This is a genomic window from Paenibacillus dauci (assembly GCF_000971985.1).
In the GTDB taxonomy this organism is placed as follows: domain Bacteria; phylum Bacillota; class Bacilli; order Paenibacillales; family Paenibacillaceae; genus Saccharibacillus; species Saccharibacillus dauci.
In genome coordinates, this window is sequence record NZ_KQ040798.1 from 549,721 (window position 1) to 561,306 (window position 11,586).

An 11,586-nucleotide genomic window follows, 5' to 3' on the forward strand; every position below is an offset into this window, starting at 1 on the left:
AGTCCTGTAGGAGTTCCATAACTTCTATATTTTCACAATTAGCTTTGCTGTGAAATATACATCCGTTTATCGCTCATCATTCGGACTGTATTGTCCGGTAATCATCAGCAGCGCTTCCGGCAACTGGTCCATAATGGCTGCCAGGTGCTCATGTACGCCTTTGGGAGAACCCGGAAGATTAACGATCAGGCTGCGTTCGCGAATCCCGCAGATCCCGCGAAACAACATGGCTGAACGGTTTTTCTGCATTACGGTAGCGCGCATGGCTTCTGCCATTCCGGGTACTTCACGCTGAATCACACGGCGCGTTGCTTCCGGCGTCACATCACGCTGGGCCAGCTCTGTTCCACCTGTTGTCAGAATTAGATCGGCGTTAAAATATTCTGTCATTTCAATTAATGCAGCAATAATCTCATCCGGTTCATCCGGTACCACACGATATTCTACAATCTTACCGCCCAGTTCTTCTTCTACCAGTTCACGGATGACCTGTGCGCTTGTATCTTCACGCTCTCCACGTGCTCCTTTATCGCTGGCTGTGAGAATAGCCGTTCTCCAAACCATACGCTCACCCTCCCTATCTCTATGCCAATCCATATTCTGTATTTTATTGATCTGTACAGGATATCTATGAATCTATCGTATAGTCTCCACTTTTGCCTCCGCTTTTGGAGAGCAGCAGTGTTGGACCGATAATCATATCTTTTTGCAGCGCCTTGCACATATCGTAGACGGTCAGAGCGACTGCCGAAGCGGCTGTGAGTGCTTCCATTTCCACACCGGTTTTGCCTTCGGTCTTCACCTCTACCTCGATATGCAGCTCATCCCGGCCATTATCCTCAAAGGTAACATTAATACCGGTGAGCGGTAGCGGATGACACATTGGAATCCAGTCCGATGTACGCTTGGCAGCCTGAATACCTGCCACCTGCGCAACAGCCAGTACATCTCCCTTGCCAATCTGGCCCGCTTTGATAGCTGCCAGTGTATCCGGCTTCATGATAACACGAGTAGAAGCAACCGCTTTTCTTACCGAACTTTCCTTGCCGGAAATATCGACCATGCGCGCCCGACCCTGCTCATTGAAATGGGTCAGCTTGCCCGAAGATACCGGTAATCCTTCATATTCTTCATTTTCCCGATGGCTCATTGTATCCCAACTCTCCCTAAACCTGCTGCTTCGTATACCGATATCCCGAAGCGGTAAATAAAATATCAATCCGAAAATCATGCGACTCCATTGGAATAGATGGCATGATCTGCGTTTCAAAAGCAAAAGCCCCCAATAATGGACGCTGTTTGGACGATACTGTTAACTTGTGCATAAAACGATCATAGTATCCGCCACCATAACCGATCCGGCTGCCCTGTAAGTCATATCCCAGCCCAGGAACAATAACCAGATCAATCTCCTGCCATTGTTCCTGCGGAAAAGCAGGTAATCCTTCACTCGGTTCCGGAATGCCATAAGCACCTGGCTGTACATCGGTAATCGAATCAATACGATGCAGATGGAAAATACCTTTATGATGAAGATCAATACGCGGTACCAGTACTGTATCTCCCTGCTGCCAACAATACTCCAGTAGCGGAAGCGTGTCCGGTTCATCCCGATAAGCCAGATAACTGAATATCGTTAATGGGGAGGAGTCGTTTGCAGTACGTAACTGTTCTATATATGACTGAGCGGCAGTACAGATGTCTGCCGATTCTTTGATTCTCTGTGCAGGGTCCATATTCAGACGCCGCTGTTTAAGCTGCTTGCGCAAAAGAGATTTTCCGGATTCTAAATTCACCAGCTACCTCCTCCTGCAGATCAGGCTGCTTGACCGGATGGTAGGCCTGAGTCATTCATATTGACAGTGTAACACTTTCCTGTCAAAAAACCAATTTCACTTTGCATCATTTACAGTATCGTAACCATCTGCTGTACAAGGAATAAGCCATGCAAAATAACGCGGTTTCATGTACACTGAATAGGATGGTCTAAGACCGATCCCGGCTGCTTCCTGCATGATGAGAAGCAAGCTCTTTTATAATAAGGATATAATCTTCTTTGCCATAACAAAAACGGCAGACAGTGGAAGAACCCGATACTCTTGCGAAAGTGATCAATCATTGAATGTTCCACATGCTGTTTCTGTCTCTGATTACATTAAGTTCGTGTCCGGCACTCCGGCACTTGGAAGGATGATAATAGATGCTATTACAAGCAAGCGGAATTACCAAACTATACGGAATTACCCCCATTCTGGATGGGATTAACCTGCAAATTGAGGAAAGAGAACGTATTGGTCTGGTCGGTGTAAACGGGGCCGGCAAATCGACTCTGCTCAAAATACTGGCTGGTGAAATGTCCTACGATAGCGGTCAGGTATTTCGCAGCAAAGAATTGACGCTGGGCTACCTGGCACAGAACAGCGGACTGCATCACGGCAGTACGATCGGTGAAGAAATGCGCTCGGTATACGCTGATCTGATCGATACCGAGCAGGAGCTGCGCACCATGGAGCAGCAGATTGCCGATCCGGATCGCATGGCAGATGAAAAAGCCTATGCCGATCTGCTGGAGCGTTATGCCCAGCGATCCGATTGGTTCCGCGAACGCGGCGGATATGAGATGGAGACACGTATTCGCAGTATTCTGCACGGAATGGGCTTTGCCGAATTCTCCCAGGACACTCCCGTATCCACACTCAGCGGCGGTCAGAAAACCCGGCTGGCTCTGGCCCGCATCCTGCTGCAGGCACCCGATCTACTGATGCTCGATGAGCCTACCAACCATTTGGATCTGGATACGCTGGCCTGGCTGGAAGATTATCTGCGTGCCTATTCCGGCGCTCTGCTGGTCGTCTCTCATGACCGCTATTTCCTCGACCGTCTGGTAACTGGCATCGTCGAGATTGAACGCCACCGCTCCAAACGGTATACGGGCAACTATAGCCGCTATATCGATATCAAAGCAGCGGAATACGAGACGGCCGTCAAACAATTCGATAAACAGCAGGATGAAATCGCCAAAATGGAAGAATTTATCCAGAAAAATATCGTACGTGCCTCAACTACCAAACGTGCACAGAGCCGCCGCCGGGCACTGGAGAAAATGGATCGCATGGATCGTCCTGCGGGTGATCTCAAAAAAGCCAGCTTCTCCTTTACAGCTTCTGTCGTATCGGGTAAAGATGTGCTACGCGTGAATAATCTGACCTTGTCCTATGAAGACAAACAGCGTCTGTTCGAGCCGATTTCCTTTGAATTATGGCGTGGAGATATGGTTGCACTCATCGGTCCCAATGGTACCGGCAAGACCACTCTGCTCAAATCCCTGATCGGTGATCATCCTCCCGATGCAGGCAAGATCGAATGGGGCGCCAAAACCAAGATTGGTTACTATGACCAGGAACAGGGGCATCTGAACCCGAATAATACCGTACTTGAAGAAGTGTGGGGCAGTTTCCCGCATCTGGAAGAGGTTCGTATCCGTACAGTGCTTGGCAACTTCCTGTTCAGCGGTGAAGATGTACTCAAAAAAGTATCTGCACTTAGCGGGGGCGAGAAAGCCCGAGTTTCCCTGACCAAACTTATGCTGCTTGAAGCCAATGTACTTATTCTCGATGAGCCGACCAACCATCTGGATCTAATGAGCAAGGAAGTACTGGAATCGGCATTAATGGATTATGAAGGCACGCTGCTATTCATTTCCCATGACCGTTATTTCCTTAATAAAATGGCAGAACGCATTCTGGAACTGCGTCCGGATGGATTGACTACTTATCTCGGTAACTTTGATGATTATACGGCCAAAAAGCAGGAACTGAAGGAGCTCGCTGAAGAAGCTGCTGCTGCTGTGCAAGCCAAGTCGGCTGCGACGGCTGCTGCTTCCGGTATAGCTGTACCTGCCAATTCTTATGAAGAAGGCAAACAAGCCAAACGGGAAGAACGCAACCGCAAGCGTCGGCTGGAGCAGTTGGAAGTTGATATCGCCGGCTGGGAAGAACGAATTTCCGAACTGGAAGAGCAGCTTACGTTACCTGAGGTGTATCAGGACTACGAAGCCGTGCAATCCCGTCAAGAAGAGATTGCACGTCATCAGCAGGCACTGGAAGATGCCTATGAAGAATGGGAACTGCTTGCAGCCGAGTAGGTTGCTGTCAAGAGCTGTCCACGAATTTGTAAAATATATATACTTTTTGTAAGAAAGAGCGTTTGGATTTGTAAACAGGTTTATCCACAGTTAGGCAGGGTTATCAACGGGAAATATTGGATGTTACTATTCGATTTTTGCTTATAAATCGCCACTTTCTGATTTTATCCATATTTATCCACCGAGTTATGCACATTGTCCACAGATTTGATAATAATTCCAGTTATATTCTATCCCCTGTTTCAGATTTAAAGAAAAGGTTAATGCAACGCCTTATTTCAATCTTATACACAAATTGCAGGGGATATGTGGATAAACTTGTTAACATCTTGACAGTCACGACTGCTCATGCTGCGCAATTTAAAATCCATTATTTTCCATTTGTTAATTGTCTGAAGTGACTTATTATCCAATTGACATCCATTAAGTAAAACATTCTATTATAAAAAGGCTGTTCCCCTGAAGTATCATTGCTTCCGGGAACAGCCTTTTATTTGCTGGTAATTTGACCAGATGTATAATCTTGCTATCTAGCTGGCACATCTATACTTGTTCTGCGACTGCCTTTAATAGCTGTACAATCACTTTTTGAATCAACCGAGTTGTGGCGAACTTGCGACCGACCATTTTTCCAGAGACATGGACGGATCACCCTTGATATCCAGTTCGGAAAATTCTCCATGTTTCCATTTGAGATAAGCAGCAGCACCAATCATGGCTGCATTATCGGTACAGTACTCAAATGGCGGAATCAGCAGCTCAATCTGCTCGCGTTCACATCGCTCGGTAAGCGTTTTGCGCAGTCCTTTGTTGACCGCTACGCCGCCGCACAGTAGCAGCTGACGTACACCGTAGGCATGCACAGCACGAATAGCCTTTTCCACCAATACTTCGACGACGGCTTCCTGGAATCCACGGGCAATCTCGGCCGTCATCGGCTCTTCTCCGCGCATCTTCTTCTGGTTCACTACATTCAGTACTGCTGATTTGAGACCACTCAGGCTAAAATCATACGATCCCGGCTCCAGCCAGACACGCGGCAGATCAACAGCAGAAGCTGCTTCCATTGCCAGATTGTCTACATAAGGCCCCCCAGGGTAAGGGAACCCGAGTGCGCGCGCCACCTTGTCATACGCTTCGCCCACAGCATCATCACGGGTGCTGCCGATCAGCTTGAACTGACCTTCGCCCTCCAGCAATACCAGCTCGGTATGACCTCCGGATACGACCAGAGCCAGCGATGGATACTGTATGTCTGCTACCAGATTGTTCGCATAAATATGACCGGCGATATGATGCGTACCGATCAGCGGTTTGTCCAGCGCAAAAGCCAGGCTTTTGGCCGCCATAATCCCTACCAGCAGCGCACCGACAAGTCCCGGTCCTTCGGTTACGGCTACAGCGGAGATATCCTGCAGAGACAATCCCGATTCGTTGATCGCTTCCTCAATCATCAGTGTAATACTCTCCACATGCTTGCGGGAAGCCACTTCCGGAACAACGCCGCCAAATGCCTTATGCGTCTCGATCTGGCTGGATACCAGATTGGACAATACCTTTTTACCGTTTTGGACAATAGCTACCGAGGTCTCGTCGCAGCTCGTCTCGACCGCCAGAATATTGCACACCTGCTGCTGGTGCTCCTGCTTTATCATGAATAATCCACGCTTCCTTCCATATTTCCATGCTCCCCATGCTGCGGAAGCTCACACCACATAATCAGTGCATCCTCATTATTGTCCGAATAGTATCCCTTACGTACCCCTGCATCTACAAAACCAAGCTTGCGGTACAGATTCTGGGCTGGCTCATTCGTGACGCGAACTTCCAGCGTCATCCGTACCATTCCGAGTTCTACTGCCCATTCCATCAGCCGGAGCAGCAGCATCTGTCCCAATTTGCGACCACGGCATGATTCGCGGATCGCTATATTGGTCACATGGGCTTCATCCATAATGGTCCACATCCCTGCATAGCCAACAATGATACCCTCCAGTTCAATTACCAGATAACGGGCAAAATGGTTCATCGTCAGCTCATTGCGGAATGCTTCTTCGGTCCATGGAAGAGTAAATGCCTCATGTTCAATTTCAATAATTTTCGTAATATCTTCGATCGTCATCCTGCGAAGAGCCGGTTGCTCCTCACGAGGGCTGAATAGTGATTCCACAGCTGCACTTCCTCTCTCTAGGAATGACGCAGCAGATTGGCTTCCGCCTCCGACAGCTGCGTGTAATTGGGTAACAAGGTATGCACAGGGTCATTCTGTCCGGCGAGCAGACGCGCGGCGCCAATCTGTCCGGCACGCTGCGCTTCGAGACTGCTGGCACGGATCTGCAGACGCTCTCCTACAATCGTGCGCAGCTGTTCTGCACGTTCGGTATGGGCTGCTGTCTCTCCAACGATCAGGATACGCTGTGGACGCTCGGTTTCCGGCAGGGATTGATAATATTCACCCATGCGCTGCATCCATTCATCCATCAAGATAATCCGGTCATCCTGTAACTGCTGCGGCAATTGCTGTTCTGCACTAATCTGAAAAAGACCAGTATAGACCTGCGCACGCCGGGCATCGATCAATGGAATGATCCAGTCCAGTCCAGATGCTGTCTCGGCAAAGGAAAACGACTGTGCTTCATGATCTGCCGACTGCGTTGTATCTGTCTCTTCCCTTTCGGCACGAGCATGATAACCGCTCCATGCCAGCGCAGCCAGACTCGAGAAGCCTGCAACAGGAATCTGAAGCGTCCATGCCAGTGTCTTGGCCGTCGTCACAGCAATCCGGATTCCCGTATACGAACCGGGACCGATCCCTACTGCAATTCCATCCAGCTGATGACGCTCCGTACCTGTCTGCGTCATGAGCGTAGTAATACTGTCCATCAAGCCTACCGAATGATTGCGATCGGCATTACTGCTATGAGCAGCCAGTACCTGTTCATCTTCCATAATGGCTACAGCCTGCGCAGCCGTAGCCGTATCCAAAACCAAAAACCGCTTGCGCGGTTGTCTGTTCATTTCATTCATCAATTGTCACTGACTCCATTCTGTATGAGCTCCTGGCACCATGCGGCATAGGGTTCGCCATAACCGGTGCAGGCAATTGTACGGCTGTCATCTTCATTTACGGTAATCTGGATAGCCAGCCGCTCTTCGGGTAGCAGATCCTCGATTCGGCTTGACCACTCGACCAGCGTCGCACCTTCTCCAAAAAAATATTCATCCAATCCCAGATCAGCTGCTTCCGGCTCACTGATCCGGTATACATCCATATGGTAAAAGGGCATACGTCCCTCATACTCTTTGATAATGGTAAAAGTAGGGCTGTTCACCATGCCCGGAACTTCCAGATGGCGAGCAAATGCTTTGGAAAAATGCGTCTTGCCGGCTCCCAGATCACCATCAAGTGTAATCATCGTCCCCGGTATGGCACGCTGTGCCAGAAAAGCAGCCAGTTGCTCTGTCTCCTCCAGATTATGGCTCCGGTATTCGTAGTAATGTTGCGGCTTCTGATTCGCCATGAGTGCCTCCGTTGCAAATAGTCGCAAATTCCTGCGGCTATTCTGCTTTCTATCAATAATCTTGTACCGGCACAGCCGATAATCCTGCTTTATCGCAAAAAAATCTCTGCAACATGCAGGCTGTTACAGAGATTATATCATATTCCACTGCTGCTTAGGCCGGTCTGTTCCTTTTTGTATCAGGGTTATCTTGTTCATGAATCCGGCTGTCCTACAAAAGAGGCGACAGCATGCGTGACAAAGTCTCCATAGTCTTCTGTACCCGGGAACGACGGATAAATTCATGATAATTGATTCGGCTGCTTTCCTTCAGATCCCGATTGAAATCCTCCATCAGCCGCTCGATCGTCTCCTGTTCAAACAAAATGGCAGACAGCTCGAAATTGCTATAAAAGCTGCGCATATCCATATTGGCTGTACCGACCGACGCAAGCAGATCATCGATAATCATTACTTTGGCATGAACGAATCCTTTTTCATACTGGTGAATCCGTACGCCGACTCTCATCAGTTCCTCGATATAAGAGAGGGATGCGTATTGAACAATCTGGGAATCGGATATTTTGGGAATAATAATATCCACTTCTACCCCGCTGACCGCAGCTGTCTTGATCGCTGCATAAATACTCTGATCCGGGATAAAATACGGCGTTGTGATACAGATACGCCGCTTAGCTACAGCCAGTGCACTGAAACACATCTCCTGGATGGCATTCCAGTTACGATCCGGACCGCTGGCTACGATCAATGCCCGTTCTTGTCCGGCACACTGATGCTCGGGGAAATAGACCGGATCGGTGATTCGCTGACCGGAAGCAAACTCCCAGTCTTCCAGAAACACAATCTGTAAAAAGTAAACCGTATCCCCGCGAACTTCCAGGTGCGTATCCCGCCAGTATCCAAGACTGGAGTAGAGTCCAAGGTAATCATCACCGATATTCAGTCCGCCGATAAAACCGACCTCTCCATCGATAACGAGAATTTTGCGGTGATTACGGTAATTGACTTCACGCTGAATAAACGAAGTAAACGGTGGCAAAAAGAAATGGAATTCTACACCGGCAGCTTTGAGCTTTTTGACAAATTTGTGCTTGAGATGATAACTGCCCAGTCCATCGCACATCATCCGTACTTTGACACCGGACTGCGCTTTACGGATCAGCACTTCGGTAAATTCCCGGCCAATCATATCATCGCGGAAAATGTAGAACTGGATGTGTATATGGTGCTGAGCCTGTTCCAGTGCCTTGAGCATTGCCGTAAAAGTCGGCTTGCCATCGGTCAGCACTTCGATCTGGCTGCATGAAGTGATTGGATTCTCGGTCAGATGGGACAGCAGCGAGAACAATCGTCCCTGTGCCAGAAATTCTTCATTGCCCATATCTTCGGCCGAGCGGATAACAGCGGCTTGCTTCCAGAGCCGACTGCGTACTTCACGGAAAATAATCGTTCCTTTTTTACGGATCGTTCTGCGGCTGCGATAGTTGCGTGCCACAAAGTAATACACGATAAACCCGATAAAAGGAACGCAAAAGGAAATAAACATCCAGGCGACCGCTTTGGTCGGTGAACGGAACTCCAATACCAGAATCGTACCTATCTGGGAAATAAATATAATGCACAAAATAAACAACCAGATCATGCTGCGCTTCCTTTCCGGCTAAATAAAAATGGTATACAAACCGTATCATATCAGATGCTGTACTTATTTAGCGACAATTGTACTGTTATCCATATAACCACAGCATCCCCCAACTGATTCACTCCAGACCCTTGTAAAATATTCCATATGATACCTTTGCTAATTTGGCTTAATGAAAAGAGCTGCATCCGGCAGTTGATAGCATCAGCAAAACGCCCTTCCGGCAGGAAGGACGCGCAGTACTGCTATTCAGGATAGGGTCGATCTCATTATTCTCATGCTGAGACCCTATTATCAAGCCTTTACATCCCGTTTGGTAAATGACCACCAGGAGATAAGCATAAAGATTACAAAGTATACAGCCAGTACCATCAGCGACCAACCAATGGAAGTTACGCCAAACAATCCGTTGGGGTCTTTCATGTACTGCGTCAGATCCAGATTCGTCGGCAGGAAAATCTTGACGATCCAGTAATCCTTGGGCTGCAGAAAAGCATGAAGCAGCGGCGTAATGATATTGCCTGCAAAATAAAGCAGAATCGCCAGCGTAATCGCTAAAGCGGTTGAGCGAAACAGAGCAGACAGCATAAAGGCAAAAGAAGCCAGTAAAAGCGCACGAATGTAATTATACAGCAAAAGCAAGAACAAACTTCCTTCACTATCACCAAACAATGCAGAAGACGATGAAGGAAACAGCATATACGATATTACGCTAATCACCAGCAGGAACAGCAGTGTCAATACGAGAGTGAACAGAGCAACCGACAGGAACTTGGAGCAGAGAATCTTCCAGCGCTTCCAAGGGCGAATCAGCAGCAGCTTGATCGTTCCCGTAGCAAACTCCCCTGCTACCGAATCCGAGGCAATAATAAGCGAGAACAGAATAACCAGAAAATACATTGTAAAAGACTGCCCAATCGCCTGATGAGCACCGAGCCGAATTTCACTCATATGCATAAGCAGCAGCATCGTTGGCGAAATAACGACCAGGAAGATCAGCAAAATCCAGGTAGAGACGCGCAGATAGATTTTCAGCGTTTCATTCCAGACCAACTGTACAAAATCACTCATGACGCTCCCCCTCTCTCGTCATCGCGAGGAACTGGTCTTCCAGCGTCTCCCGGATAGGAGTAATACTGTAGACAGCAATACCGTTGTTGACCAGCAGTGCATTTAGCCGGGCAATCTCCTGACGATCCGCAGCAATCGTCCAGCTGCTACCGCTGACCAGTCCGCCTCCACTCAGCTGTGCAGCAAGCTCCGGCTGATCGGTCTCAAAGCGTATCATCATCTTGACTCCAGCCCCATCTGCTGCGGTAGTCGAAGCATCCAGATGCCTTACATCTACCAGACGACCACCGTTGATCACGGCAACTGTATCACACATCAGTTCCATTTCGGATAATAAATGACTGGAGACGAAGACAGTCGTGCCTTCTTCCCGACTGAGCGCGCGCAAGTAGTCACGTAGTTCCCGGATTCCCTGCGGGTCCAGACCGTTCGTTGGTTCATCCAGCACCAGTAGACGTGGACGATGCAGAAGCGCCTGTGCCACACCGAGACGCTGACGCATCCCGAGAGAGTAGGTGCTGACTTTGTCATAAATACGATTGCCCAGACCGACAAACTGTACCACTTCGCTGATTCGCTGCTTGTCGACACCCGGTGACATTCGTGCATATTGCATCAGATTCTGATATCCGCTCATGTATTTGTACATTTCCGGATTCTCGACAATGGCTCCGACTTTGGCAATGGCTTCCTCAAAGTGGGTACGGATATTCTGACCTTCGATCAGTATATCGCCAGATGTTATCGACATCAGTCCAACCAGCATCCGAATAGTAGTCGTCTTGCCCGAACCGTTGGGACCGAGAAATCCGAATACGCGCCCCCGAGGTACATCCAGCGTCAGATTATCGATAATCGTTTTGGAACCGATCTTTTTGGTAACACCGCGAAATTGTACGACTGGGAGCTCACTGCCTGCAGGCAGAATCGCATCCAGACGGGGACTACTGTCCATATGATCAGCTGACTTCACATTGGCTGAGGGTACAGAAGACGACGAAGATGTCTCTGTGCCGGAAGTATTCTTTGTTGATGAAAGATCCATAAGGTAAAGCTCCTTTCTGACTGTGTATTCAATGTAATGCTAATTGATTGCTTGGCACTCCATAGTGTAATTCACTGTTGTCTGCTGTCCTATTTCCTGTACTGTAATTCCCTTTTGTCTGGCATTCTATGTATGGTATTGGTGAACTGCCATTCCGGCATAC

11 protein-coding genes are annotated in these 11,586 nt (G+C 48.5%); 1 reads left to right on the plus strand and 10 read right to left on the minus strand.

The features are described 5' to 3' along the window. Positions 1-66: 66 nt before the first annotated feature. The 3 genes from WH46_RS02450 to WH46_RS02460 form a co-directional block, all read right to left on the minus strand. The gene (locus tag WH46_RS02450) at positions 67-564 is read right to left on the minus strand and encodes a MogA/MoaB family molybdenum cofactor biosynthesis protein (protein WP_017812859.1); all 498 of its coding nucleotides are present in this window, start codon (positions 562-564) and stop codon (positions 67-69) included. 64 nt (positions 565-628) lie between these two features. Beyond that, on the minus strand, positions 629-1,150 hold the full coding sequence (moaC, locus tag WH46_RS02455) for a cyclic pyranopterin monophosphate synthase MoaC (RefSeq protein ID WP_017812858.1): 522 nt from the start codon (positions 1,148-1,150) through the stop codon (positions 629-631). A 16-nt stretch (positions 1,151-1,166) separates the two neighbouring features. Continuing rightward, a complete protein-coding gene (locus WH46_RS02460) occupies positions 1,167-1,796 on the minus strand; it encodes a 5-formyltetrahydrofolate cyclo-ligase (RefSeq protein ID WP_046225551.1) in 630 nt (209 codons plus the stop codon). A gap of 404 nt (positions 1,797-2,200) precedes the next feature. Here WH46_RS02460 and WH46_RS02465 point away from each other — a divergent pair, with 404 nt between their 5' ends. Continuing rightward, complete coding sequence (locus WH46_RS02465; protein WP_046225552.1) at positions 2,201-4,144, plus strand: ABC-F family ATP-binding cassette domain-containing protein; 1,944 nt, start codon at positions 2,201-2,203, stop codon at positions 4,142-4,144. Positions 4,145-4,737: 593 nt separating this feature from the next. Here WH46_RS02465 and tsaD read toward each other — a convergent pair. From tsaD to WH46_RS02500, 7 genes are all read right to left on the minus strand, one after another. Next, complete coding sequence (gene tsaD / locus WH46_RS02470; protein ID WP_046225553.1) at positions 4,738-5,799, minus strand: tRNA (adenosine(37)-N6)-threonylcarbamoyltransferase complex transferase subunit TsaD; 1,062 nt, start codon at positions 5,797-5,799, stop codon at positions 4,738-4,740. Then, positions 5,796-6,266, minus strand: a complete 471-nt coding sequence (gene rimI / locus WH46_RS02475) for a ribosomal protein S18-alanine N-acetyltransferase (RefSeq protein ID WP_046225743.1) — start codon at positions 6,264-6,266, stop codon at positions 5,796-5,798. Before rimI ends, tsaD begins: the two co-directional genes overlap by 4 nt. 65 nt (positions 6,267-6,331) lie before the next feature. Then, positions 6,332-7,171: a tRNA (adenosine(37)-N6)-threonylcarbamoyltransferase complex dimerization subunit type 1 TsaB gene (gene tsaB, locus WH46_RS02480; RefSeq protein ID WP_046225554.1), complete on the minus strand. Its 840-nt coding sequence runs from the start codon at positions 7,169-7,171 to the stop codon at positions 6,332-6,334. Then, complete coding sequence (tsaE, locus tag WH46_RS02485) at positions 7,171-7,665, minus strand: tRNA (adenosine(37)-N6)-threonylcarbamoyltransferase complex ATPase subunit type 1 TsaE (RefSeq protein WP_046225555.1); 495 nt, start codon at positions 7,663-7,665, stop codon at positions 7,171-7,173. The genes tsaB and tsaE overlap by 1 nt, the downstream gene beginning before the upstream one ends. Positions 7,666-7,876: 211 nt before the next feature. Beyond that, positions 7,877-9,307 carry a cardiolipin synthase gene (gene cls, locus WH46_RS02490; RefSeq protein ID WP_017812851.1) on the minus strand — a complete coding sequence of 477 codons (1,431 nt, stop codon included), beginning with the start codon at positions 9,305-9,307 and terminating at the stop codon, positions 7,877-7,879. Between the two features lie 294 nt (positions 9,308-9,601). Further along, complete coding sequence (locus WH46_RS02495; RefSeq protein WP_046225556.1) at positions 9,602-10,378, minus strand: ABC transporter permease; 777 nt, start codon at positions 10,376-10,378, stop codon at positions 9,602-9,604. After that, positions 10,371-11,306: an ABC transporter ATP-binding protein gene (locus tag WH46_RS02500; RefSeq protein ID WP_407944394.1), complete on the minus strand. Its 936-nt coding sequence runs from the start codon at positions 11,304-11,306 to the stop codon at positions 10,371-10,373. Before WH46_RS02500 ends, WH46_RS02495 begins: the two co-directional genes overlap by 8 nt. Between the last annotated feature and the right edge of the window lie 280 nt (positions 11,307-11,586).